This is a genomic window from Serratia sp. UGAL515B_01, assembly GCF_033095805.1.
Lineage (GTDB): Bacteria > Pseudomonadota > Gammaproteobacteria > Enterobacterales > Enterobacteriaceae > Chania.
The window spans coordinates 2,262,738-2,287,329 of sequence record NZ_CP109901.1; the positions used below are offsets into that span (position 1 = coordinate 2,262,738).

22 protein-coding genes are annotated in these 24,592 nt (G+C 46.3%); 6 read left to right on the top strand and 16 right to left on the bottom strand.

Annotated elements, in window-relative coordinates:
• Nucleotides 1–244 precede the first annotated feature (244 nt).
• Nucleotides 245–2,392 (top strand): phosphate acetyltransferase, encoded by a 2,148-nt coding sequence (gene pta, locus OK023_RS10170; RefSeq protein WP_317692624.1) that lies wholly within the window; start codon nucleotides 245–247, stop codon nucleotides 2,390–2,392.
• 169 nt (nucleotides 2,393–2,561) lie between these two features.
• On the opposite strand, the gene OK023_RS10175 is transcribed toward pta, so the two are convergent.
• The 11 genes from OK023_RS10175 to OK023_RS10225 form a co-directional block, all read right to left on the bottom strand.
• On the bottom strand, nucleotides 2,562–3,257 hold the full coding sequence (locus tag OK023_RS10175) for an oligogalacturonate-specific porin KdgM family protein (protein ID WP_317692625.1): 696 nt from the start codon (nucleotides 3,255–3,257) through the stop codon (nucleotides 2,562–2,564).
• A gap of 480 nt (nucleotides 3,258–3,737) precedes the next feature.
• Nucleotides 3,738–5,027 (bottom strand): ABC transporter substrate-binding protein, encoded by a 1,290-nt coding sequence (locus OK023_RS10180; RefSeq protein ID WP_317692626.1) that lies wholly within the window; start codon nucleotides 5,025–5,027, stop codon nucleotides 3,738–3,740.
• Between the two features lie 17 nt (nucleotides 5,028–5,044).
• Complete coding sequence (locus OK023_RS10185; protein ID WP_317692627.1) at nucleotides 5,045–6,172, bottom strand: ABC transporter ATP-binding protein; 1,128 nt, start codon at nucleotides 6,170–6,172, stop codon at nucleotides 5,045–5,047.
• A gap of 14 nt (nucleotides 6,173–6,186) precedes the next feature.
• Nucleotides 6,187–7,101 carry a carbohydrate ABC transporter permease gene (locus tag OK023_RS10190; protein ID WP_317692628.1) on the bottom strand — a complete coding sequence of 305 codons (915 nt, stop codon included), beginning with the start codon at nucleotides 7,099–7,101 and terminating at the stop codon, nucleotides 6,187–6,189.
• Nucleotides 7,094–7,984, bottom strand: coding sequence for a sugar ABC transporter permease (locus tag OK023_RS10195; RefSeq protein ID WP_317692629.1), 891 nt, complete (start codon nucleotides 7,982–7,984; stop codon nucleotides 7,094–7,096). The genes OK023_RS10190 and OK023_RS10195 overlap by 8 nt, the downstream gene beginning before the upstream one ends.
• An 810-nt stretch (nucleotides 7,985–8,794) precedes the next feature.
• Nucleotides 8,795–9,370, bottom strand: a complete 576-nt coding sequence (gene yfcD, locus OK023_RS10200) for an NUDIX hydrolase YfcD (protein WP_317692630.1) — start codon at nucleotides 9,368–9,370, stop codon at nucleotides 8,795–8,797.
• A gap of 116 nt (nucleotides 9,371–9,486) precedes the next feature.
• Nucleotides 9,487–10,038, bottom strand: coding sequence for a phosphodiesterase (gene yfcE / locus OK023_RS10205; RefSeq protein ID WP_317692631.1), 552 nt, complete (start codon nucleotides 10,036–10,038; stop codon nucleotides 9,487–9,489).
• A 111-nt stretch (nucleotides 10,039–10,149) separates the two neighbouring features.
• Nucleotides 10,150–10,791, bottom strand: a complete 642-nt coding sequence (locus tag OK023_RS10210; protein WP_317697632.1) for an RpiB/LacA/LacB family sugar-phosphate isomerase — start codon at nucleotides 10,789–10,791, stop codon at nucleotides 10,150–10,152.
• Nucleotides 10,792–10,834: 43 nt separating this feature from the next.
• On the bottom strand, nucleotides 10,835–11,596 hold the full coding sequence (kduD, locus tag OK023_RS10215) for a 2-dehydro-3-deoxy-D-gluconate 5-dehydrogenase KduD (RefSeq protein ID WP_317692632.1): 762 nt from the start codon (nucleotides 11,594–11,596) through the stop codon (nucleotides 10,835–10,837).
• Nucleotides 11,597–11,878: 282 nt separating this feature from the next.
• Nucleotides 11,879–13,942 (bottom strand): right-handed parallel beta-helix repeat-containing protein, encoded by a 2,064-nt coding sequence (locus tag OK023_RS10220; protein WP_317692633.1) that lies wholly within the window; start codon nucleotides 13,940–13,942, stop codon nucleotides 11,879–11,881.
• A gap of 152 nt (nucleotides 13,943–14,094) precedes the next feature.
• Nucleotides 14,095–15,669 (bottom strand): MFS transporter, encoded by a 1,575-nt coding sequence (locus OK023_RS10225; RefSeq protein ID WP_317692634.1) that lies wholly within the window; start codon nucleotides 15,667–15,669, stop codon nucleotides 14,095–14,097.
• Nucleotides 15,670–16,285: 616 nt separating this feature from the next.
• Between OK023_RS10225 and OK023_RS10230 the strand changes: the two genes are divergently transcribed.
• From OK023_RS10230 to OK023_RS10250, 5 genes are all read left to right on the top strand, one after another.
• Nucleotides 16,286–17,452, top strand: coding sequence for an oligogalacturonate lyase family protein (locus OK023_RS10230; RefSeq protein ID WP_317692635.1), 1,167 nt, complete (start codon nucleotides 16,286–16,288; stop codon nucleotides 17,450–17,452).
• Between the two features lie 20 nt (nucleotides 17,453–17,472).
• On the top strand, nucleotides 17,473–17,796 hold the full coding sequence (locus tag OK023_RS10235; protein ID WP_317692636.1) for a cupin domain-containing protein: 324 nt from the start codon (nucleotides 17,473–17,475) through the stop codon (nucleotides 17,794–17,796).
• Between the two features lie 423 nt (nucleotides 17,797–18,219).
• On the top strand, nucleotides 18,220–18,843 hold the full coding sequence (gene yfcG, locus OK023_RS10240; RefSeq protein ID WP_317692637.1) for a GSH-dependent disulfide bond oxidoreductase: 624 nt from the start codon (nucleotides 18,220–18,222) through the stop codon (nucleotides 18,841–18,843).
• Nucleotides 18,844–18,981: 138 nt separating this feature from the next.
• The gene (gene folX / locus OK023_RS10245; RefSeq protein ID WP_317692638.1) at nucleotides 18,982–19,359 is read left to right on the top strand and encodes a dihydroneopterin triphosphate 2'-epimerase; all 378 of its coding nucleotides are present in this window, start codon (nucleotides 18,982–18,984) and stop codon (nucleotides 19,357–19,359) included.
• Between the two features lie 159 nt (nucleotides 19,360–19,518).
• Complete coding sequence (locus OK023_RS10250) at nucleotides 19,519–20,424, top strand: TIGR01777 family oxidoreductase (RefSeq protein WP_317692639.1); 906 nt, start codon at nucleotides 19,519–19,521, stop codon at nucleotides 20,422–20,424.
• 41 nt (nucleotides 20,425–20,465) lie between these two features.
• Here OK023_RS10250 and hisP read toward each other — a convergent pair whose 3' ends face one another.
• The 5 genes from hisP to OK023_RS10275 form a co-directional block, all read right to left on the bottom strand.
• Nucleotides 20,466–21,239, bottom strand: a complete 774-nt coding sequence (gene hisP, locus OK023_RS10255) for a histidine ABC transporter ATP-binding protein HisP (protein WP_317692640.1) — start codon at nucleotides 21,237–21,239, stop codon at nucleotides 20,466–20,468.
• Nucleotides 21,240–21,255: 16 nt separating this feature from the next.
• Nucleotides 21,256–21,963: an ABC transporter permease gene (locus OK023_RS10260; RefSeq protein WP_317692641.1), complete on the bottom strand. Its 708-nt coding sequence runs from the start codon at nucleotides 21,961–21,963 to the stop codon at nucleotides 21,256–21,258.
• Nucleotides 21,960–22,646, bottom strand: a complete 687-nt coding sequence (hisQ, locus tag OK023_RS10265; protein ID WP_317692642.1) for a histidine ABC transporter permease HisQ — start codon at nucleotides 22,644–22,646, stop codon at nucleotides 21,960–21,962. The genes OK023_RS10260 and hisQ overlap by 4 nt, the downstream gene beginning before the upstream one ends.
• Before the next feature lie 105 nt (nucleotides 22,647–22,751).
• A complete protein-coding gene (gene argT, locus OK023_RS10270) occupies nucleotides 22,752–23,534 on the bottom strand; it encodes a lysine/arginine/ornithine ABC transporter substrate-binding protein ArgT (protein WP_317692643.1) in 783 nt (260 codons plus the stop codon).
• 432 nt (nucleotides 23,535–23,966) lie between these two features.
• Nucleotides 23,967–24,539, bottom strand: coding sequence for a UbiX family flavin prenyltransferase (locus OK023_RS10275; protein WP_317692644.1), 573 nt, complete (start codon nucleotides 24,537–24,539; stop codon nucleotides 23,967–23,969).
• Nucleotides 24,540–24,592: the final 53 nt, after the last annotated feature.

Sequence of the window (24,592 nt, forward strand, 5' to 3'; positions counted from 1 at the left end):
GCGGTACTGTTTTAGCCTTCATACTTGAAGCCGCGTGTGCATTTACCACCTTGTAATAACTTCAATTATTTTTTGGCTATACCCAAGCGACATCAAATTGCAGATAGGCAGCAATTGAGTGGCAAATCGGTCAACAATCGATTTGTACAGCTTTTGAAATCTGCCTACGGAGGTAGCTCAACTCCGCTGCATCTTGAAAGACGAAGGTATATGACCTCATATCAATCGTGAAGAGGACTATTCTGTGTCACGTACAATTATGTTGATCCCAACAGGTACCAGCGTTGGCCTGACCAGCGTCAGCCTGGGCGTCATCCGCTCCATGGAGCAGAAAGGCGTTCGCCTGAGCGTATTCAAACCGATTGCCCAGCCACGTACCGGCGGAGACTCTCTGGACCAGACTACAGCAATCATCCGTAGCAACTCCACCATTCCCGCAGCAGAACCACTGCGTATGAGCTATGTTGAAAGTCTGCTAAGCTCCAACCAGCAGGATGTGCTGATGGAAGAGATCGTGGCACGTTACCACGAGAATACCAAAGATGCGGAAGTTGTCCTGATCGAAGGCTTGGTGCCAACGCGCAAACACCAGTTTGCATCAGCGCTGAACTATGAGATCGCTAAAACACTGAATGCAGAAATCGTTTTTGTCATCTCTCTAGGCAACGATTCACCCGCACAGTTGAAAGAGCGCATCGAACTTGCCCGCTCCAGTTTTGGTGGCAGCAAGAACAAAAATATTACTGGCGTGATTATCAACAAACTGAACGCGCCGGTGGATGAACAAGGGCGTACTCGACCGGATCTATCAGAGATTTTTGACGATTCCACCAAAGCCAACGTTTCCAACATCGATCCCGCTCAGTTGTTCACCAACAGCCCATTGCCGGTATTGGGTTGTGTACCGTGGAGCTTTGACCTGATCGCTACTCGCGCTATTGACATGGCGCGCCACCTGAAAGCTCGAGTGATCAACGAAGGCGACATCATGACTCGCCGTGTAAAATCTGTGACCTTCTGTGCACGCAGCATCCCGCATATGTTAGAGCATTTTCGTCCCGGCTCTCTGTTGGTCACCTCCGCAGACCGCCCAGACGTGCTGGTGTCTGCCTGCTTAGCGGCGATGAACGGCGTAGAGATCGGTGCCATTCTATTAACAGGCGGCTATGAGATCGATGCACCTATCAAGAAACTGTGTGAACGTGCATTTGGAACCGGTCTGCCGGTCTTCATGGTCGACACCAATACCTGGCAGACTTCACTTAGCCTACAGAGCTTCAATCTTGAGGTGCCTTCAGACGATAGCCAGCGTGTCGAAAAAGTACAGAACTACGTAGCAAGCCATATCAACACAGAATGGATCGACTCTCTGACTGCCACTTCAGAGCGTTCACGCCGCCTGTCTCCACCTGCTTTCCGTTACGAATTGACAGAACTGGCACGCAAGGCAGGCAAACGTATTGTACTGCCAGAAGGTGACGAACCGCGCACTGTCAAAGCAGCCACGATTTGTGCAGAGCGCGGCATTGCCGAGTGTGTGCTACTGGGTAATCCGGATGAAATCAGACGCGTTGCCGCTGCACAAGGTATTGAACTGGGCAAAGGCATCGAGATTGTTGATCCTGTCGCCGTGAGAGAACACTATGTCCCACGCCTTGTCGAACTGCGTAAAAGCAAAGGCATGACCGAAGTCGTCGCTCGTGAGCAGTTGGAAGACAATGTGGTTCTAGGCACTCTGATGCTAGAGAAAGGTGAGGTTGACGGCTTGGTTTCTGGTGCCGTTCATACGACAGCTAATACCATTCGTCCACCGTTACAACTGATAAAAACCGCACCGGGCAGCTCATTGGTATCCTCTGTGTTCTTCATGCTGTTACCGGACCAGGTTTTGGTCTATGGTGACTGCGCGATCAACCCAGACCCTACGGCCGAGCAACTGTCTGAAATCGCTATTCAATCTGCCGACTCTGCCGCTGCATTTGGTATCGAACCACGTGTAGCAATGATCTCCTACTCTACCGGGAATTCTGGAGCGGGTAGTGACGTTGAAAAAGTGCGTGAAGCCACGCGCCTGGCGCAAGAAAAACGCCCAGACCTGATCATCGATGGCCCACTGCAATATGATGCCGCCATCATGGCTGACGTCGCCAAGTCGAAAGCGCCTAATTCTCCGGTGGCAGGTAAAGCGACAGTATTTATCTTCCCAGACCTGAATACCGGTAACACGACTTATAAAGCGGTCCAGCGCTCTGCCGACCTGGTCTCCATCGGTCCAATGCTGCAAGGCATGCGCAAGCCGGTGAACGACCTGTCTCGTGGGGCCTTGGTTGACGATATAGTCTACACCGTTGCACTAACAGCAATCCAAGCAGCCCAAGCGGAAAACGCCTGATATACCCAAAATAATTCGAGTTGCTTGTAGGCGGCAACTGAGCGAAGCCCCAGGAGCTTACTCAGGTAAGTGACTGGGGTGAACGAAGGCAGTCAACACCCAAGCAACTTGAAGTATGACGAGTATATGACAATATACTTCACTGTCAGCGCAATAAGCTTAACAGTCACTACCAGCTATAATTTACCCCGACACGGAAACGCGTCTGGCGGTTATCATTTTTACTATCTTGTTTCACGTTTCCTACCTCAATATAAGGCTTCCAATTTTTATCCCATTTATAAGCCAGCTTAACGTTATGCTCGTAATCTGTTTTCCCATCATCAAAGATAACTTTATTACTGTTCTTATAAACATAGTTATACTCTACCTGCCAGTCTTTAAAGAATTTATATCCTAACCAAAAGTCACCACGATTAGTTTTCTCATCACCCTCTGAACCTTTTGACGTAGTTCGCTTATATTCATAGCGATATCTGGCCGCAACATAAACATCTTTAGTTAAATTATACTGCGTACGTAAAAAAGGACGATAGCCATTATTATTACTGGTTGATTCAATAGAAAAGCCTGGTTGTAAATTGAAAACATCGTTTACTTTATACTGATAGCTGACAACCGCCTCAGTACCACCACTCACTTGTTCATGAAACGGTTTATCAGGCGTAGAATCTGTAGAGTCTTGCTTCCATTTTGCTTCTAGAGAGAAACCAAAGCCGTTATCAAAGCGGTGAGAAATTAACATGCGATTTTTATGGTCACCTTTACTCGTGTCCATCCACTCATGTCGCAAATCAACCGACATTGCCATTGCGCTAAAGTTGACAACAGACGACATCACCAATATTAATGATTTAAATTTCATTCTTTCTATCCTTGTCATTTAACTGTAATTCTCAATTCAATATTTATATAAAGACTTGTTACACTCTAAATAATTCGAGCTGCATGAAGACAGTGATACAAAAGCCCTGGCAAGGGCTGAGTAACTAAACCAAAAAAATGCAACTAAAAATATGAAGGGTAAAGACAAAATAAATCACCATTTATTGCCAGGATATATAAAACAGATTTATCTATAAGAACTATTTTTTGTTAAAATGATATTTTTGAAGGCATCCCCTGTCATTAAAAAATAAAAACTTTTTATTAGCGTCGTTTTAACTGATTATTCCCACTTAATACATTGATATTTTATACACAGCCCCTGCAAACTGCAGCGGTGTTGGCTGCTTGTTTGGCCCATCCTTAGGCTACCTGCTTTTTAACAAAGCAGGTTCTTGACCGACTTGCCACTCGGTTATTGTCTATCTGTAACCTGAATCAACCTAGGCATAATGGTTAATTACCTCATTGCACGTTTCAAAATACGATCGCCTTGACGTTGGAAATCAGATGCCACCTCTTGCACCGTTTTCTTGCCATAATCGATGGATTGAATAGCATCTAGGAACAACACGACAATCTGAGGATCATCAAAGTAAGGTGAAGCATTAATGCTGTGCGGTAAGGATAATGCTAGGTTTAAACCTGAAACCGCCGGATCGTGATCTTGGATCACACTGCTTGCACGCAATTGACTCACTGCACCTTTACTCAGTGGCACACCGCGCTCCAGCTTGAGAGCTTCAACCCCTTCTTTGCCATTGAGTAGGAAATTGATGAGCATAGCGGCTTCCTGCGGGTGTTTACTGCTTTTGCCGATCGAGAACATCTGTGCCGGTTTGAAGAATAATCCAGAATCCGTAGCACCTTCCAACATCGGATATTGGCCCAATTCAAGCTTGGCCGGGGGTTTCAGGTTATCTGCATACTTGTTAATGGTAGAGTTCCACATGTAAGTTCCTGCCCACTCACCCGCAATCCACGGCTTCATTTCATACATATTACTCTTACCGAAGGAAGCGTAATATTTAGAGGAAGGCATGACATGGCTTTCTACCAATTTTTGATACATTTGGAAGAAATCTAACCATTGCGCTTCGGTATAACCAAATTTTTTCTGCTTTTCATCGATAATATCAACGTTATATTTTTGGATCATATAAGAACGTATCAAAGCGAACGTATCTTGATGTTCCAATACGACTGGGTAGTATTTTTCTCCCAGTTTTTCTTTAAACGTTTTACCTGCAGCTAGCAGCTCATCCCAGTTTTTAGGATATTCAACGCCAGCATTTTTCCAGGTAACATCGTTAAAATAAAAAACGCGTGCGGTCACTGAAATAGGGATACCATTCAGCTTGCTATTCACTGTCGTGGTTTGTAGTTCCTTCGGATCAAATTGGGACAGGTCCAGGTATTGACTGGCCTTATTCAAATCATAGAATCCGTCACCATTTTTTGAAAAAATAGGTAACCAGTTCCAGTTGGTTTGCATCACATCAGGTTCAGTGCCACCAGCAATCTGTGTGGTCAGACGTGAAAGATGACCATCCCAACCGGTATATTCTGATTTAACTTTGATATTCGGATATTGCTTTTGGAATTCCTCAATTGCTTTTAATGTTACCTGATGACGGCCATTACCGCCCCACCAGGACATACGCAGATCAACCTGTTCCTCAGCAAATGATGTCTGTGTCAAAACGAGCAAAGACAAAGCAACTAAAGGGCGTAATACTGTTTTTTTCATTATCGAAAAAACTCCTGTCAAAGAGAGATGTTTTTTTCTGTTTTTGCATCAAATATATGGCATTTGTTCATGTCAAACTTAAAATAAACAGGGCGATGCAACCCATTTTTTAGGATAGGTTTGGCTTCATCTGACGGAATACGACAAGTGAGCTCAAAATCGTTAACCTTTAGATAAACAAAGAACTCATGCCCCATGTTTTCTACCCGAACTAATTCCCCTTGGGAGTGGTTACCCTCAAAAGGCGACTCTGAAATACTGATAAACTCTGGACGAACGCCGAAAAATACCTCTTCATCAATAAAGCTTGCCACTTTGTTTTGCTGATGTTGGTTCAATGTTAAGGTGTAATTACCCACCGTTAAGCCAATCTTGCCGTCGTGCTCAACCAGTTTGCTAGGTTTGATATTCATCTCTGGTGCACCAATAAACCCAGCGACGAACATATTTTTAGGGTAATGATAGAGATTATCAGGTGTGTCAACCTGCATGATATGACCGAGTTTCATCACACAGATACGGTCGCCCATCGTCATCGCTTCTGTCTGATCATGCGTAACATAAACCGTGGTCGCCGGTTTGCCACTTTTCTTAAGTTGTTTGTGAAGATCGGAAATACGAATTCGCATTGAAGCACGTAACTTGGCATCCAAGTTTGACAATGGCTCATCAAACAGAAATACGTCAGGTTTCTTTACAATAGCGCGCCCAACTGCAACACGCTGTGCCTGTCCACCAGAGAGTTGACGCGGTAAACGATCCAGCAACTCTTCCAGTTCAAGAATTTTTGCTGCTTCGTTCACCTGTTCTTCAATTTTTTCTTTAGACAATCTGCTCAACTTAAGTCCAAAAGCCAGATTCTCTTTCACTGTCATATGCGGATACAGTGCATAGTTCTGAAATACCATGGCAATCCCCCTGGATTTAGGGGCCAAATTGTTAACCACTCGATCGCCAATACGCACTTCGCCACCGCTGATAGTTTCAAGCCCAGCCAACATCCGCAGCGTAGTCGACTTGGCGCAACCGGAAGGCCCAACAATCACCATAAATTCACCGTCAGCAATGGTCAGATTGATCCCATGAACGGCCTGAAAACCATTGGTATACACTTTCTGCAGATTATTAAATACGACTTCAGCCATGATAAAATCCTCAATTAACCTTTAATTCCGCTGCTGGTAACGCCTTGCACAAAATAACGTTGGGCTAGGAAAAACACGATGACAGAAGGCAGAATGGAAATACTTGCCATAGCCAGAATTTCATTCCACGGAGCACCTTCTGTAACGTCTATAGACATTTTCAACGCTAGCGCAATCGGGTATTTATCGACGCTGTAGACATAAATCAGCGGGCCAATAAAGTCATTCATCGACCACATAAACTGGAACAGGGCAACAGAAATAATCGCAGGCTTAAGAATAGGTACCACGACATACCACAGCACTTGGAAAGAGTTGCAACCGTCAATTTGTGCCGCCTCTTCCATATCACGTGGTACACCCCTTAGGAACTGGATCAGCATAAAGACGAAGAATCCTTGCGTTGCAAATGCCAACGGCAAATACAGAGGCAGATAGCTATCCAACATGCCCATTTCACGGAACATGATATATTGAGGGATCAGTAACACCGTACTTGGCAGCAACATAGTGGTTATCAATGTAGCGAACCAGAACTTTTTCCAAGGGATCTCGAAGCGAGCAAAGCCATAAGCAACAATGGTTGAAGAAATAATGGTCAGTAAAACTTTAGGAATAACAAACTTAAATGTATTAAGCATGTAGTGTCCAAAGTTATATTCTGTACCCGTTTTCCAACCATTGACAAAGCCATCCGACGTAGGATTCGCAGGCCATAGGCCCAGCGTTGTGAAGATCTCATGGTTAGGTTTAAACGATGCCGAGAACATCCAGACCAGTGGATATAACATCAGCAAGCCAACCAGCAGCAGTATAATATAGCGAATAGCCGCACTCACTTTTTCCTTGCGTAATGTTCGCTGTACTTCTTGCTCAGCAATCTCCTGAGCGCTGAGCATAGTTAATTGGTTCTGTTGCATATCAGCCATTTTCCCCCCCCTTATCCGCAGAGTAGAAGACCCAATATTTCGATGATTTAAAGGCGATTGAAGCAAACAGGGCCACAACCAGGAATAAGATCCACGCCAACGCTGCGCCATATCCCATGTCAAAATATTTAAAGGCAGTATCGTAAATATAAAGTGAGAAAAGATAGGTGTAATGTGTCGGTCCACCGCCAGTAATAACATACGGAGCAGTGAATTCCTGAAACGCCTGTGTGGTCTGCATAATAAAGTTAAAGAAAATTACCGGCGTAATCAGCGGCACAGTCACCTTCATAAACATTTGCCATTTAGAGGCGCCGTCTATCATTGCCGCTTCATATTGTGATTGAGGAACATTTTGTAGCGCAGCCAGGAAAATAACCATGGCAGACCCAAATTGCCATACCCGCAGCAAAGTTACCGACATCAATGCCAGAGAAGGTTCACCCAACCAGTTAACCGGCTCCAAACCAAAGACACCAATAAAGCTGTTTAGCAGACCGTCAATCGCAAATAGTGCTCGCCACAAAACAGCGATGGCTACGCTACTGCCAAGAATGGAAGGGATATAATATGCAGTTCGGAAGAAACCGATCCCCCGCAATTTAAAATTAAGAACAAAAGCAATACCCAGTGCAAACGCCAATTTTAATGGAATGGTAAGAAATACGTAGGCAAAGGTGACACCCATCGATTTCCAGAAAAGGTGGTCTTCCATAAACATAAAACGATAGTTTTCCACCCCATTAAATATAGGGGGATTCATCAAGTCATATTCCGTAAAACTGAGTAAAAATGATGACACGAAGGGAAATGCAGTAAATATTATCAACCCTATAATATAAGGTGATATATAGGCTAACCCCAGCATTCTGTTTTCATTCATGGTTATTACCCATATTAATAGCAATAAAAGTAAGTAAGGTTAAATTTTTATAATATTAAAGATAGAGATGAAATCCGGACTTTTAATCTCCGTTAAGTAACCTACCGCCGTAGCGTCGGCTCGGAACAAAATCGGCAAATATCTCCAAGAATGCCAATCTGCAAAGTGGAAATCGGCACACAGATAAAGAGCGCGCTTGCCCATGCCCTGATGCTTGGCTCAAACACTGGCTATTCCCCGACAACAAAGCAGCTACCAAGCCGCCGAACATCTTGAAACAATGGGCGAATTCCATTCTTGCGACCTCCACGATAAACCGAGCTAGCACCAATCAATAAAATGAAACAACATTTCAAATTATTATATCTGAAATTCTTCTAGCGTCATTCAATGGATGGCAAAAGTGTGATGAAAGTAGAAACGTTGTTTTGATTTTTTTGTTTTCTTGATGATAAAACCAAAAAAAACAATGCAACGCATTGATATATAATAATTAAATTATTAATGCTGATTATGCCATTCAGGATAGGAATGTGAACCAGATTGGTTAGTCAATCGTATTCGGCTGTGCCACCAAAAGTGAAGCCCCAACAGCTTACTCAGGTAAGTGACTGAGGTGAACGAAGGCAGTCAACACCCAAGCAATTTAAAGTATGACCAGTATATAACGCGCCAATCTGAAGGCCACGTAAGATAAGTGGCAGCTTAAATGGCAAAGCAGTACATACAGGTTGCAACGTAAGGATGCACACTAGCAACATTGCCGTGAAATTCAGGGCCCCAATCTGGGGCAGAAAGGCGGTGCTACTGTCATAGCTGTTCTGTTTCAGATTCGGTATTTCTATCCGGTGGCAGAGGCTTGCCATAATCTTGACCATTATTGCGCGTCAACCATAGTGACAACGCCTTCAAGGAATCAGGCGTAAATTCGTCACAACGAGCGGTGATTTCTTCTGGCTTCATCCAACACACCTCAGATACTTCCTCCTCTTGCAACGCAAACGGCCCGTGGGATACACAGCTAAACAGAGCCCCCCAAATACGGCATTGCTTTTCTTCAAAATAAAACAGACCATGTTCTGCAAAAGGTACACCGGCAATACCCAGTTCCTCTTCCGCTTCACGACGGGCAGAATCCAACACGCTTTCCCCACTTTGCACCACCCCACCAGCGGTGGCATCCAGATAGCCTGGGTAATAATCCTTGGTGCCAGTACGACGTTGCACCAGAATTTTCCCCATCCCATTGTGTACTACAATGTAGGTAGCACGGTGACGCAGTCTTTGAGCACGCATCTGTTGCCGACTGGATTGAGCAATCACTTCATTTTGCTCGTTGACGATATCAACCCACTCGGTATCTTCTGCTTGAACCTGTTCCGCCATCCTCTATAACCTTCTATTTTGGGCGCGTTGGAAACCGCGCACGGGTTGATCAATGAGTGTGCTTCAATGATTCTTCTTGTATATTTTTACCTTTGTACAGCCCCTGCTGATACAAATTAGTGCGTCAATGCCACCTCTGCAACTGCCTTGCCACAGTGCAAACCGATCACGCTTAAAGTGCCGTTTTCCAGTATGCCATAACTAGCAGGAAAGCTTCCTTTGGGAATGCTGACCGAGCCTGGATTAAAACAATAAATATCTCCTTGTACTTCCGCCTGAGGTAAATGCGTATGGCCGTAAACCAATACATCACCACAGGCTAAAGGAGGTAAATTATTGGGATGATAAAGGTGCCCATGGGTTAAAAACAATCGCCTTTTGGGCAGCAAAACCTGTTGAAAAGAGGCAGTGATAGGGAATGAGAGCAACATCTGATCGACTTCACTATCACAATTGCCGCGAACAGCAATGATCTTGTCGTGATATCGGTTCAAATTTTCGGCAACCTGCGCCGGTTGATAATTATCCGGCAACGCATTACGCGGCCCATGATTGAGCAAATCACCCAAGAGAATTAACCAGTCAACCTGGCGTTGTTCAAACAATTCGAGGACTTTATCAGTAGCGGAGAGAGAACCATGCAGATCTGAGGCAAACATCAGCTTCATAATCTTTCCTTTAACACAGAGTATGAAAGCATTTTATTGTAGCAGGGGTTTACGGCAAGTTAATGGGTAAAACAGATGACCGATGATCGGTCATCTGAATCAGTGGCAATGTTAGCGGCTGAGGATCTCTCTTACGAAGGAAACAATTTCAGGCTTCTTACCCTGTGAAAACAGGCATTCCTGGAAACGAGGACCGCTGACTGCCGTTTTCAACAGCTCTGGATCAATCGCCCGCAGTGTATCAAGATAATTATCTTTGATAACCGCGCTTTTTACCTGATTGAGGATACCCGCATTGCGCACCTGAGGTTCTTTACGCTCAGCTGGGTAACCTTCACCTTTACGCCCGGTAAAGGCTTTCTCAAAGATGTAGCGGACGTTTAACTCTGCACCCCAGCCAAAGCCTTTGGCAAACGGCAAAGAAAGCGCATTACCGTTGTTGATCTGAGCGAAAAGGAAAGCATCAGCAGGATCGATACAGTACCCACAAACCACGCCTGGGTGGATATTTAAAGACATCAACGCGCCTTGCCCAGTACCGCAGCCAGTGACAACAAAATCAACCGCCTCTGCATTCAACAGAATGCTGGCCATAATACCCAAATGGATATAGGTCAGATGGTGATCCTGCTCATTGTTCATACCGACGTTATACACTGCGTCGTTATTACCCGCTGCAACGGCCTGCAGTTGTTCGAGAACCACCGCATTTTTACCGGCTTGGCTGTTTTCCATCATCAGTGCAATATTCATCTCTTCCTCTCTGCAAATAGAACCCATCGATTATTCTTCAGACTCAGCGCGCCAGCCAACCGCCATCCACAGCGATGGTGAAGCCATTAATATAATCCGAGGCAGATGAAGCCAGGAATACGGCAGGCCCCATCAAATCTTCTGGCTGGCCCCAACGGGCAGCAGGAATGCGACCAAGAATTTCCTCACTGCGAGCCTGATCGTCACGTAACTGACGCGTATTGTTAGTTGCCATATAGCCAGGAGCCAGAGCATTGACGTTAATCCCGTGGCTGGCCCATTCGTTAGCCAACAGACGCGTGACACCCATGACTGCACTTTTTGATGCGGTATAAGAAGGTACACGAATACCCCCTTGATAAGACAACATGGAAGCGATGTTGATAATCTTACCGCCAGTACCTTGAGCGATAAATTGGCGGGCAACAGCCTGAGACATAAAGAACACCGTCTTAATGTTCAGATTCATCACATCGTCCCAATCTTTCTCACTGAATTCCAATGCATCCTGACGACGAATAATACCTGCGTTATTAACCAGTATATCGATATGGCCAAACTCAGACACCGCGCGATCCAGCAACCCAGGTAACACATCAAGTTTGCTCAAATCTGCTTTCAAGCTCAGGAAACGGCGCCCCAACTCAGCGACTTTAGCGATAGTCTCATCCGGTTCAACCACGTTGATGCCGACGATATCACAACCCGCCTGCGCCAAACCAACAGCCATTCCCTGTCCCAAACCGGTATCACAGCCGGTTACAATCGCAACTTTACCCTTCAATGAAAAATTTTCGAGAATCATGCTTTTGTCCTTAGTACTCAGGGCATCACCGGCCCTTGCCAAAAGTGGGGATGCGTTGCAATCCCGTCAATATCCGCAGCCTGCTGCCGTATAGGGGCAGTATTACCTCCCCCCTGTCATCATGATATGGGCAAGTCTAGCGCTTATCTTTGAAGTGATCAATTAAATTGAAACTATGTTTTGATTTAATTGAAAGATATTTTTATTTGTCTAGACCTGACATCTGATGCTATTAGGCACAGGATTATGAAACAGGCCGGTTTTTTAAAAACCGGCCTGTCATTATTTTTTAGCGGTGAAAATAAAGGCGTTATCCTCAGCAATCTGCCCCACTACGGCATCTGCATACTCTCCCGGTTTTGTTCGCAACGAAATATTCCCGCTGAATATCCCTTGCTTATCCTCGGTGGTGTATGGCCCTGGGCGGAAAATATAGTTAAACCGCAAATTATCCAAAGCTTTATTGTTAGTCAGCTTCAGGGCTCCGGGGTTAAAGTTGTCGGTAAAACCATCCATGCCGTTTTCCATGGCTAGGCTGTCAGAAACCTGGTGAGCTACCGGCAAACCTTCGCCCCCCAGTTTAAAACCGTTATTCGCATTACGAAGTGCAACGCTGTTCTCAATGACAACCTGCCCATTAGGACCATCTTCAATCTTGTTGAACAGATCAAAACCATCATCTGCGTTGTCATGTGAGAAACAACCAATAAGCCGGTTTCCATCACCCACGCGCATTTTAACCGCAAAGCCGTCGGCATTGATCATGCCAGGATCCTTATTGCTATAGGACTCAGAGTGGGCGACCAGGTTATGGCTTGCCCAAAGTGGTCTTGCGGTTTTGGCCGTTGAGGAAATGGTAATCCCGGTATCGTCTGCATGATGTGCAACAACCCGCTCGATCCGGTTGTGGCTCCCCTCAATGCGAAAGCTTTTCTCTGTTACCGTAATGTCCTGAATATCCCAATAACTGGCTTCAAGAGTCAGCCCACGCAAAACCACGTTCTTACCCATTGGCTTAAGCTTTTTAGGATGCGTGGATGTACCGCTTGCAGAGGCAGGTAATACGCTGAACGGGTAATCACCCTCCTCTAACCACAACACACCACCCGGTGCCAATGCTTGAGCTGCGGTCACTAAATCTAACGGATGCTGCCTGCTGCCATCATTATCGGCTTTACCCTGGGGAGAGGCATAAAGATTGTTGCTATCGGCGTAGCGCGTTTTATGTACGACCAAGCTATCACTCAGGGTCTTACCATTATGCGCCGTAAAACGGTATTCCAACCTTGTATCCACCTGCTTCAGTGGCACTTTCCATGCTAACATTTCTCCCACTCGCACTGCTCGTTCTGCCGCAACCACAACACCGTCTTTGATCAGCGTCAATGTGCCCTTTTCACTGCTGCGCAGCTGAAAAATATAGTCATCCGAAGCAGAAAGCGTGGCCGAGGCAATCTCTATCTGTAAGGGTTGCGCTTTGGCTACGAACTTCTCTGCTGCCGGTAACTTGCCATTACTCAGTGTCAAACGGGCTTGATTCACCGTGATACGCGCATTTCGCGAAGCAAAAAAGCCAATGTAGTAGCCGTCAGGATCGAGTTTAGTGACGCGGTGTGGGTCACCGGTCGTCTGAGTCACCCAGTTATCACTGCCTTGCGGCGCATAGGCAGCCATAAACCCCTGATCCGTGCGAGCCAAACGGAGCCGGAAGCTCGGGGTTTTACGAAGGTCAACTTCCGGTTGATAACCATCACGCTTAATCTCCACGCCATCATTGCCCCAAGAGTTAAGCACGCCATTACGGGAGATCATGGTCATTTTGACCCGATAATGGTCTTTCTTATCCTGCGTCATAATGGCATTCATCACCATATTGGCAGCTGCAGGGAATTCTTCGTAACCCGGCTGTATCTTCTCCAGTCGCGGTTTACCAACAATATCGCGAATAAGCAACCCAGCACCTTCCTGTCCCGCAGGGAGCGCCTCGTTTTCAGGACCGAATTGGTCAACGGTAATCTCTGCTTCCAGTAATGCATTGGCATTAGCAGGAATACGTGTGTAATAGAAAGTCAGCCCATCGTGGCTGTTAGCAATTTTGCCGCCTCGACTTTCCAGATGAAAAGGCGTTTTTAGCGGCCCTGCTTGCAGTATTTCACCATTAGTCAACGTCACCTTGTTAGTACCAACTTTGTCTGGTAGCACGTTGGTCGCGAAATTGACATCTGTAGACTGACCAAAAGTGACAGCCTGCCAGACTAACTCATTGGCAGTTGGCAATGACTCAGCGATGCTGCTATGACTGATGCCAGCCAATGCAACAAAAAATGACAGAGGAATAATCTTCATTTCCCTTTCCTTTTTACTCTAAATAATTCCAATTGCTTGTAAGCAACAGACAGCGTCGCTCACACACAGGCAACTTGAAGTACGTGATTACATTGACGCCAATAGATCGCCTCACCCTGAGGCAAGACGATCCGAACACTTATTTTTGGGGTTTAAGCCTGTGAGGCCGGCGTATAAACGGTGGTTGGCGTTACGGGTTCAATATTCATTTTTTTGCAGATCTTGCTATTGCCCCAGCACTGTTCATAAGGCATACCCACCAGTTTCTCTATCACCAGACGAACTTCTGGTTGAATATCGGCGATCTTGCCGCCCGCCTTAATACGGGCAACTTCATATAACACCACGCGGTGAGTTTGACGGTTAAGCGTCATTTGGTTGCTGAAAACAATTGCCACCAATGCCAATAAAATCACACCGGCAAAGAACACCCAGGAAATGGCAGTAATCGCGGTTTCTGGCTGGGTATGGGATTTAGACTGGAAACCGTAATAGCTGAGGATCGCACCCATCGTGAAAACAATAATTGAGCGAACAATTTTCCCTGAGAATGTCATCGCCCCAGCATAGATCCCTTCACGGCGGCGACCAGTAAAGACTTCATCGACATCAGCGAGGAAGGTATAAACGGTCCAGGGAATATAGTAGACCCCGCCAGTACCCAAGCCGAATATCACTGTGATGCCAATGATGGCAGCAGTGGCATAGTGCGCAGGCAAATTGAAGAAATGCAGCAGCGAGTAACAGCAGACGGCGAACATCACGATCCCCAGTGCCCAGCAGTAAGGTTTACTAAAGCCTTTCTTGACACAAAGACCAATGAAAATGGCTGTAGAGACCAACTGCAATATGGCGTTAAGGCTGTTCAATCCAGCGAGAATGGCAGGGTCATACTGCAGAACAAAGATCACGAAATAGGTAAACACCGAAGCAAACAGCCATTCGGCACCAAATCCGAACAAATACATTCCCAGATGCTTACGGAACACGCGCAGATAGAAAGTTGACTGCATATCGCGTGCTAGAGAAACCAGTGTTTTCATCAAAGATTGTTTTGGCTTGACCGCTGCCGCTACGTCATCTTTACGTTCCCAAGAGAACAGGTAAAGGGTCGCGATGGCAATAAACAGGATCACACCATAAGTTATACCCGTATAGAGGAACGGCTGAGCCGACTCTTTACCGTAAATCAGGATGAATTGCCCAGGAATAAATGCTGCCAGGAAATTAGCCATTTTGCCAAAAATCGCTTTGTAACCGGTCAGTTTGGAGCGTGTAGCAAAGTCATCGGTCATCTCGGTTGCCAGCGTTTCATAAGGCACCATAACCGAGGTATAAATGAGTTCAAAAATGACGTATGTGGTCAGATAATACCAAAAACCAAAACCCTCAACCCAAAGTAACGGGTAAAACACCATCAGTGGTGCACCAATCAGCACAAAGAAACGCCGCCGGCCAAAACGCTTGCCAAGCCAGGTATTACCAAAGTTATCGGTAAGATATCCCATGATGGGGTTACTGATTGCATCGATGACACTTGCTACGGAGAAGATGAATGACGCTTCTAGCAACGTCAGTCCACAGAACGTGGTGTAAAAGTACAATAGCCAGGCGCCACTGATTGCCAGAGCGCCACTCCCAAGCAGATTGCCTCCACCATAAGCTAACTGGTGTCCCAGGGTAACCGTACGTCCTTTTTCCAAAGGTTTACTACTGTTTATTGTCATCGATTCTTCTCTATATTAAAATGAACCAATATTTCATTTTTAAAGGAATGATGTTTTATACTTTATTGGTGAGGTAACTTGATGTGACATAAATCACATAAAAAGTAAGGTTTTATTATTTAACTGAATCCTTCATGGTCCGTAGTACCGTTACAGATAAAAAATCCGTTTTCTACGCGGTCGGGCTTTGTGAGCACGTCCCGGGAAACTCATGTCCTCTGATGAATCGTAGTGTTGCAGCTATTTCTCTAAATGCCGGTGCTTAATGACGTTCCACGTTAACGCAGATCCGTGAGATTTCAGCGCCAACGCGGATAACGGCAATAACCTGTACGCAACACCCTCAACAGGTATTGTTGTGAATTGAATAATTACTTTAAGTTATTAAAACATAATGCAACGGTTATCTACTCGTTGATCATGCTGAAACGACTACTCATCACTAACCCGAGGAAAAATTTATAGGTTATGAGATATTGATCGCAGAAATCATGCGACCCGGTTGGCCTGTAGTCTTACTTTGATATCATTTTCCTAAATTTATGAAACAGCGTTTTATTAAAAATGATTTTCCTCAGATTTGATCGATTCATCGCTAAGTTTAAGGGAGGCCGTTATGGCTAAGGGTTCAGTCCTGAATTTCAATTTTCGTCGCTCGACCGATGAAACCACTGGCGCGGAGATCACCCGCTTAACACCGCCTGATGTGGTATGTCATCGGAATTACTTTTACCAAAAATGCTTCACTAACAACGGGCACAAGCTGCTCTTCGCCGGGGAGTTTGACGGTAACCGCAATTACTACCTGTTAGACCTGCAAAAACAGCAAGCGATACAGCTGACTGAAGGTGCCGGTGATAACGCGTTTGGTGGCTTTTTATCGCCAGACGACCGCTTTCTCTATTATGTAAAAAACGAACGTGAACTGCGCCGGGTAGAATTGAGTAATTGCCAGGAACAAATAATCTATCAGGTTCCTCAAGAATGGGTCGGTTACGGTACCTGGGTTGCCAATACCGAGTGTACCAGTCTGGTGGGTATCGAAATTTCCCGAAAAGACTGGGAACCCCTGACAGACTGGAAGATTTTCCATACTTTCTTTACCAAAAATCCTCATTGTCGTCTGTTACGCGTCGATCTCGTTAACGGTGAATCTCGCGTGATCTATCAGGATAATCTCTGGTTGGGCCACCCAATCTATCGCCCTTACCATGACAACTGCGTCGCATTTTGCCACGAAGGTCCGCACGATCTGGTCGATGCACGAATGTGGTTGATTAACGAAGACGGCAGCAACATGCGTAAAGTAAAAACCCATGCAGAAGGTGAAAGCTGTACTCACGAATTCTGGGTACCCGATGGTTCTGCACTGATGTATGTCTCCTATATGAAAGGCCAGCAAGAACGTAATATCTGTCGATATGTCCCTGAAACGGGCAAAGATGAGATCGTGATGAAAATGCCAGCCTGCTCGCATCTAATGAGCAATCACGATGGCAGTATGCTGGTGGGTGATGGTTCTGCATCCCCTGTAGATATTAAAGATGCGCAAGGTTACACCATCCATAACGATCCTTGGCTGTACGTGTTTGATGCCAAACAGAAACGCCAGGCACGATTGGCGGCACATAATAGTTCATGGCGTGTATTGAACGGCGATCGACAGGTTACACATCCGCATCCATCCTTTACCCCAGACAACCAGCAGGTGCTGTTTACTTCTGATTTTGAAGGCCAACCTGCACTTTATCTGGCTCGGTTGCCAGAAGATCTTTTTGCCTGATATCGCTAAGGAGAGAAACTATGTTTATCTACAAACAAGAATGCTTGCTGGAAGACTTAGGTGAGGGGATTACACGGCGGATCCTCGCGCATGGTGGAACTATGATGGCGGCAGAGGTCAACTTTGAACAAGGCGCTATCGGTACTTTGCACAGCCATCCGCATGAGCAACTGACTTACGTACTTTCTGGTCGTTTTAATTTCACTATTGATGGCATTACCCAAGAAGTGGGTGCAGGTGACACTCTGTACAAAAAACCCAACGTGATCCATGGGTGTGTGTGTCTTGAAGCCGGGACACTGCTCGATACCTTTACCCCGCAGCGTGAAGACTTCCTGAGCTGAGTCTTTATTTTTCGTCCCCCGGTTTTACTTCACTGGGGGATCGCCTCCCACATGTTTACCATTGTTGTCGCTAATAACCACTAACCGTATTTCAAAAATTGATTTTACCAGGCTCACTAAACTCCTCGGAGCAGTAACTACGTAGAGGCAGAGTCCCCTGTGCCATCAGCATTAACGGTGGCTTTATGGCTCTGCGACAGCACCAGTGAAAATTCAAGCCCCTAGATCAAACCACCCCTGATCGTCTAAGCTAAATGACTGTTTAATACCATCAAAGACATCCGTTTTTATCTGGCGTCTACGATGTTAATTGCATCATTTTTGCCTTGATGTTGTATTAGTTGAAAGAAGCATGGGAACGTTCCTATAACCTCGACAGAACCAAAAAACCTTACCGTAGTAATGTATAAGGAAAATTATAATATGATTGATCTGTATTACGCACCGACTCCTAACGGGCACAAAATTACCCTGTTCCTGGAGGAGGCCGGTTTGTCTTACCGTATCCACCGAATCAATATCAATGCTGGTGAACAGTTCAGTCCAGATTTTCTTTCCATATCCCCCAATAACAAAATCCCAGCGATCATCGACCAAAACCCAGTGGATGGTGGAACACCGATCAGTCTGTTTGAGTCAGGTGAAATCTTGCTTTATCTTGCAGAAAAAACCAGTAAATTTCTGAGTAAAGAACTGCGTGAGCGTGCAGCAACGCTGCAGTGGCTATTCTGGCAGGTTGCAGGGTTTGGCCCGATGCTCGGGCAAAACCACCATTTTAATCACTACGCTCCGCAACCCGTGCCTTATGCTATAGAACGCTATCAGGCAGAGACTAAACGCTTGTACTCCGTACTGGATCAAGAACTGCAAAAGCATCCTTATCTAGGGGGCGATCTCTACAGTATCGCTGATATAGCCACCTATCCATGGGTGGTTTCTCACCCACGTCAACGCATCGATCTTGCCGACTATCCGGCGGTATGCAACTGGTTTGAACGCATAAAAAACCGCCCTGCAACAAAACGAGCTTATAATCTTTCGAATTAATTAACAGGCTGCATCCCTTATTGTGGATGCAGCCTGTTATAACGCCTTATTGAGACTTTTAACGCTCTGACTACATTATATCTTCTTCACTTTCCGTGTATTCTTGTTAGCAATATTTAGACATCTGGAGAATTTCTGATGCCACTTAGCCAACCAGACGCCATTATACGTATCAAAAACCTACGGTTACGTACTTTTATCGGTATCAAAGAAGAAGAGATCAATAACCGCCAGGATCTCCTAATCAACGTTGCTATCCATTATCCAGCGGATAAAGCGCGTAACAGTGAAGATATTGAAGATGCTCTCAACTATCGCACTATTACCAAGGCGATCATTCGCCATGTCGAGGATAACCGCTTCGCTTTGCTGGAAAAATTAACCCAGGATGTGCTCGAAATAGCCAAAGAACATCCGTGGGTAACCTATGCTGAAGTAGAGATAGATAAATTGCTGGCCCTGCGTTATGCCGATTCGGTTTCGATGACGATGAGCTATCGTAGGGATACTGCTTAGGCTGTTGCCATTGGCGTGCATTGCTGCGTTGTTCGCCGCTTATTTGGCCCACCCAACCTCGCGGCTTACGCCTTGCTCTGTGCGCAAATGACCGCCAGCGGCACTCGCGTGCAATTGAGGGACACAGCCTAGCATCCACATCCATCAGGGAGGTAGACTATGAGGATCCTGATTACCGGCGCAACAGGGTTGATCGGTAGCAGCCTGACAATGCAGCTACTCAATCTGTCACACGAGATTACTCTGTTATCCCGCAATGTTACCAAAGCTCGCTACAAGTTCGGTGAAAAAGTCAGCTACTTATCTTCACTCAACGAACTACGCTCTCTGGACGGCTTCGATGCTGTTATTAACCTTGCGGGAGAACCTATTGCTGATAAACGCTGGAGCAAAGCGCAGAAAAATCGCCTATGCCGCAGCCGCTGGGAACTGACCGAACGCTTGGCTAACCTGATCAACGCCAGCACAATAGCGCCTTCGGTGCTGATATCAGGGTCTGCTGTCGGTTATTACGGCGATCAAGGGCAGGCAGTGGTGACAGAAGATGAGTCACCACGTGATGAGTTTACGCACCAGCTTTGCCAACGCTGGGAATCATTGGCACTCAATGCGCAAAGTAACCAGACGCGTGTCTGCCTGCTGCGTACCGGCGTGGTTCTCGCACCTAAAGGGGGAGCATTGGCCAAAATGCTGCCTCCATTTCGTTTAGGGATTGGTGGGATGATCGGTGATGGTCGCCAGTATCTGCCCTGGATCCACATCGAAGATATGGTCAACGGCATTATTTACTTGCTTGACCATCCTTCTCTTAATGGCCCTTTCAATATGGTTGCACCTTATCCGGTGCATAATGAGCAGTTCACTGCGACCCTGGCAAAGGTACTCGATCGCCCAGCCTTTCTTCGTGTTCCTGCATTTGCCATGCGCTTGCTGATGGGAGAAGCTGCCGTATTGGTGCTTGGCGGTCAACGGGCGGTACCAAGAAAACTCGAGGATGCAGGCTTCAGCTTCCGCTTCTTCGAATTAGAACAGGCACTGGATGATGTGATCAGCCAACAGGCATGAACGGCCTGTTGTTGCAGATTTTTTAAGACATTTTGCGCCCTCTATTTGAGGGCGCCCGAAAGGAATTGTCGCAGACGTTGGCTTTTAGGGTTGCCAAAGACTTCTGCTGGTGGCCCTTGTTCTTCAATCAATCCTTGATGCAGAAAAATAACGTGGTTAGACACATGCCGCGCGAATTCCATCTCATGTGTCACCACCACCATGGTTTTCCCCTCTTCGGCCAGCTTCTGCATGATACGCAGTACCTCACCGACCAACTCAGGGTCCAAGGCCGAGGTCGGTTCATCAAACAACAACACCTCCGGTTCCATTGCCAATGCCCGTGCAATCGATACCCGCTGCTGTTGTCCACCAGAGAGATGCACCGGATACTTGATACGCGCACGTTGATCGATGCCCACCTTGTCCAGATAGCGTATCGCACGCTCGTGCGCCTCTGCCTTGCTCAACCCTAAAACCTGAACCGGTGCCTCCATCACGTTTTCCAACACCGTCATATGGCTCCACAGGTTGAAATGCTGGAATACCATGGTCAAACGGGTGCGCAAAAGTTGTAGCTGTTTCTTATCTAACACCTTTAGCTGCCCATCTTTATCACGCACCATGCGGATATCCTGGTTGTTCAAGCTGATAGAACCTTCACTGGGTTTTTCAAGGAAGTTAATGCAGCGCAAAAAAGTACTTTTACCAGAACCAGAAGAACCAATAATACTGATCACATCACCTGCTTTAGCCAGCAGAGAAACTCCTTTAAGCACCTCATGGTCGCCATAACATTTATGTAGTTTGGTGACGGCCAATTTACTTTCCGACATTGTCTATTCCCGCCATTCATCGATGAGTTACGTGAGCCATCCAACGTTTCTCAGCCTTACGAAATAGGCTGATCAATGTGTAAGAGATAATCAGATACAACACGGCAGCAATACCGAAAGCATAAAACGGTTGGTAGGTCGCAGCATTAATATCGCGCGCGATTTTAAGCAAATCCGGCACAGTGGCAGTAAAAGCCAAGGCTGTTGAATGCAGCATTAGAATGACTTCATTACTGTAAGCCGGTAATGCCGAGCGCAATGCCGGAGGTAAAATAATACAGCGATACATTTTAAAACGAGAAAAGCCATAGGCATTAGCCGCTTCAATTTCCCCGTGGGGGACGGAACGAATAGCCCCCGCAAAAATCTCCGTGGTATAAGCACAGGTATTTAGCGTAAGCGCTAAGATAGTGCAGTTAAAACCACTGCGGAAAAACGCATTGAGAAATTCCGTGCCACGTACAATCTCCAGGCTGTACATACCGGAGTAAAACACCAGCAATTGTACGTACAGTGGTGTACCGCGAAAAACATAGGTATAAAACCACACGGGATACCGTAACCAGCGAGCGGAAGAAACCCGCGCCACCGCCATCGGGATCGCCAATAACCCCCCCATTACAACCGATAAAATCAGCAGCCATAGCGTCACCGCCAAGCCAGTAAAACGGTAGCCATCGCTCCACAACAAAGACTGCCAGTACTGATGAAGGATATCGATCATAATTCGGCCCTTTTTACGCCCAAGGAATAACGACGTTCAAGCCACAACAGCACACCGTTGGAAACGGTGGTGAAAATGAGATATACCGCACCGGCGACAATGGCGTAAAAGAAAGGCTGATAGGTTCCTTTTCCTGCTAATTGTGTCGCTTTTACCAGATCATTCAGGCCAAGAATAGACACCAGAGCCGTGGCTTTCAGGATCACCTGCCAGTTATTACCGATGCCTGGCAAAGCAAAACGCATCATTGCCGGAAACAGTATGCGGCGAAAAATCTGTTGATTGGAGAAACCGAAAGCGGTGGCTGCTTCGATTTGTCCACGAGGCACTGCCAAATAGGCACCACGAAACGTTTCGGTGAAGTAGGCTCCGTAGATAAAACCAAGAGTAATCATGCCAGCACTGAATGGATCGATGTCAATCTGGGCAAATCCGAATAACTCCGTGAGGCTGTTCAAGACAATTTGCAGGCCATAGAAGATAAGCAACATCAATACCAAGTCGGGTACGCCACGAATTAACGTGGTATAAGCACCAAATATCGTTGATATAAAGGAATTTTTTGAAAGTTTACCGCTAGCACCGATTAAACCAATCACCACCGCCAGCAGAACGGAACCGAGGGCCAGCTCCAGCGTCACCAGAGCTCCCTCTACTATCAGTTGGGAATAGCCTTGCAGCATTTACTTCATCCTGTCGTCATTGGATCTCGAACCACCGGGGGCAACCTTGGTTCGCACGTGGCCAGCTAGCCGGCCACGTAACTACACCACGCTACTGAACGGGTTTTAGCCACCGTAGACGTCAAAATCGAAGTATTTTTTTGCAAATTTGTCGTAAGTACCGTCTTTACGCATGTCAGCAAAAGCTTTATCCAAAGCCGCTTTCAATTCAGTATCATCCTTGCGTAACCCCATCCCAGTCCCTATACCAAAGAATTTGTCATCTTTAACCGCTTCACCAGCAAACGCAAAATACTTCCCTGGCGGCTGTTTCAGAAAGCCGTCGCTTCCAGCCACTTCATCCTGAAAAGAGGCATCAATACGCCCGGATGCCAGGTCGGCATAGACCATATCCTGGTTCTGATACGGTACTACCGTGACTCCATTCGGCTGCCACATGGCATTGGCATAGGCTTCCTGAGTGGTACCCTGTAACACACCAACTCTCTTGCCCTGCAATGATTCCGCCGTAGGCAAGATCTTCGAGTCTTTTAGCGCAATCAGACGAGCGTTAGCCGCGTAGAGCTTGTCTGTAAAGGCAATCTCCTGCTGACGTTTTTCAGTAATAGACAAGGAAGAGATGATGGCATCGATCTTTTTCGCTTTCAGAGAAGGGATGAGCGCATCAAAATCGCTTTCAACGAAAGTGCATTCAGTATTGATGCGTTTGCATAACTCTTTAGCCAAATCGATATCAAATCCGACTAACTCACCCCGCGCATTTTTTGACTCAAAAGGCGCATATGTTGGATCGGTACCAATTTTCAGCGTTGTTGGTAGAGCCGCGAATGAACTACTTGTCGCACTCAAAGCAAAGATCAAAGGAAGAGCCAAAACTCGCTTTTTCATAATCACCCTCAAATTGATTTTCCGATGCCACTACGGGCACTACTTTATTCAATCAGCAGTAATCGTGCCAAATCTCCCTAGGCCGATGAATGCATTAATTGAACGACGCCACAACGTTAAAACACCATAATTACCGGCAGAAACTGGAGATGGCGTGCGTGAGAAGATTCGGCTGCGTCACTCAATTGCACCTTGGGCGCAGCAAAAATCAATGAAGGGACACAGCCTGACGATCATTATGGTGCATAACCCCCACTAAATCAGTGCGGTGTTGCAAAAATGTTTAAACTTAAGGACTCGTATGTTAGAGCTATGCTAGCGATTCAAAACGCCACGAGGAAAAGTCTATTTTGAACGGAAGTGCACTCTGTCTTTCACCTTAATGCGAAGCTTTTTTGGGGGCGACAACACCAGGGGTAGTTAAAATACAGCTCAGTGAGTACCTTGCCAGCGAGTGAAAAGATCTTGCGGGAGCTTGATATCAAACTGGTCGAGTACTCGGTTAACCGTTTGATCGATAATGTCGTCCAGCGTTTGCGGACGATGGTAGAAAGCGGGAACGGGTGGCATAATGACCGCGCCAAGCTCTGCCGCCTGGGTCATCAGACGCAAATGCCCCAAGTGCAATGGCGTTTCACGCACACCCAGCACCAGCATTCGACGCTCTTTGAGCACCACATCGGCCGCCCGAGTCAATAACCCATCGCTGTAGCTATTCACAATGCCCGAGAGTGTCTTGATTGAACAGGGTAAAATTATCATCCCCATCGTTTTGAAAGAGCCAGAGGAAATGCTGGCAGCGATATCACGAGCGTCATATACCACATCGGCTAAAGCCTGAACGTCGCGCAAACTCAACTCGGTTTCCAGCGCCAGCGTTTGTCGCGCTGCATTACTCATCACCAAATGGGTTTCGACACCTTCAACACCACGCAAAACTTGCAGCAAACGCACGCCATATATGGCGCCACTGGCACCAGAAATACCGATAATCAGTTTTTTCATCAAGCTCGCCTCTGCCGGGAAATATCAAGTTAGAATAATAGAATCGGGGCAGA

Excerpts from the sequence above, each read along its gene's own strand:
- OK023_RS10175 (WP_317692625.1), bottom strand. The coding sequence starts at position 3,257 with ATGAAATTTAAATCATTAATATTGGTGATGTCGTCTGTTGTCAACTTT.
- OK023_RS10180 (WP_317692626.1), bottom strand. The coding sequence starts at position 5,027 with ATGAAAAAAACAGTATTACGCCCTTTAGTTGCTTTGTCTTTGCTCGTT.
- OK023_RS10185 (WP_317692627.1), bottom strand. The coding sequence starts at position 6,172 with ATGGCTGAAGTCGTATTTAATAATCTGCAGAAAGTGTATACCAATGGT.
- OK023_RS10190 (WP_317692628.1), bottom strand. The coding sequence starts at position 7,101 with ATGGCTGATATGCAACAGAACCAATTAACTATGCTCAGCGCTCAGGAG.
- OK023_RS10195 (WP_317692629.1), bottom strand. The coding sequence starts at position 7,984 with ATGAATGAAAACAGAATGCTGGGGTTAGCCTATATATCACCTTATATT.
- yfcD (WP_317692630.1), bottom strand. The coding sequence starts at position 9,370 with ATGGCGGAACAGGTTCAAGCAGAAGATACCGAGTGGGTTGATATCGTC.
- yfcE (WP_317692631.1), bottom strand. The coding sequence starts at position 10,038 with ATGAAGCTGATGTTTGCCTCAGATCTGCATGGTTCTCTCTCCGCTACT.
- OK023_RS10210 (WP_317697632.1), bottom strand. The coding sequence starts at position 10,791 with ATGAATATTGCACTGATGATGGAAAACAGCCAAGCCGGTAAAAATGCG.
- kduD (WP_317692632.1), bottom strand. The coding sequence starts at position 11,596 with ATGATTCTCGAAAATTTTTCATTGAAGGGTAAAGTTGCGATTGTAACC.
- OK023_RS10220 (WP_317692633.1), bottom strand. The coding sequence starts at position 13,942 with ATGAAGATTATTCCTCTGTCATTTTTTGTTGCATTGGCTGGCATCAGT.
- OK023_RS10225 (WP_317692634.1), bottom strand. The coding sequence starts at position 15,669 with ATGACAATAAACAGTAGTAAACCTTTGGAAAAAGGACGTACGGTTACC.
- OK023_RS10230 (WP_317692635.1), top strand. The coding sequence starts at position 16,286 with ATGGCTAAGGGTTCAGTCCTGAATTTCAATTTTCGTCGCTCGACCGAT.
- OK023_RS10235 (WP_317692636.1), top strand. The coding sequence starts at position 17,473 with ATGTTTATCTACAAACAAGAATGCTTGCTGGAAGACTTAGGTGAGGGG.
- yfcG (WP_317692637.1), top strand. The coding sequence starts at position 18,220 with ATGATTGATCTGTATTACGCACCGACTCCTAACGGGCACAAAATTACC.
- folX (WP_317692638.1), top strand. The coding sequence starts at position 18,982 with ATGCCACTTAGCCAACCAGACGCCATTATACGTATCAAAAACCTACGG.
- OK023_RS10250 (WP_317692639.1), top strand. The coding sequence starts at position 19,519 with ATGAGGATCCTGATTACCGGCGCAACAGGGTTGATCGGTAGCAGCCTG.
- hisP (WP_317692640.1), bottom strand. The coding sequence starts at position 21,239 with ATGTCGGAAAGTAAATTGGCCGTCACCAAACTACATAAATGTTATGGC.
- OK023_RS10260 (WP_317692641.1), bottom strand. The coding sequence starts at position 21,963 with ATGATCGATATCCTTCATCAGTACTGGCAGTCTTTGTTGTGGAGCGAT.
- hisQ (WP_317692642.1), bottom strand. The coding sequence starts at position 22,646 with ATGCTGCAAGGCTATTCCCAACTGATAGTAGAGGGAGCTCTGGTGACG.
- argT (WP_317692643.1), bottom strand. The coding sequence starts at position 23,534 with ATGAAAAAGCGAGTTTTGGCTCTTCCTTTGATCTTTGCTTTGAGTGCG.
- OK023_RS10275 (WP_317692644.1), bottom strand. The coding sequence starts at position 24,539 with ATGAAAAAACTGATTATCGGTATTTCTGGTGCCAGTGGCGCCATATAT.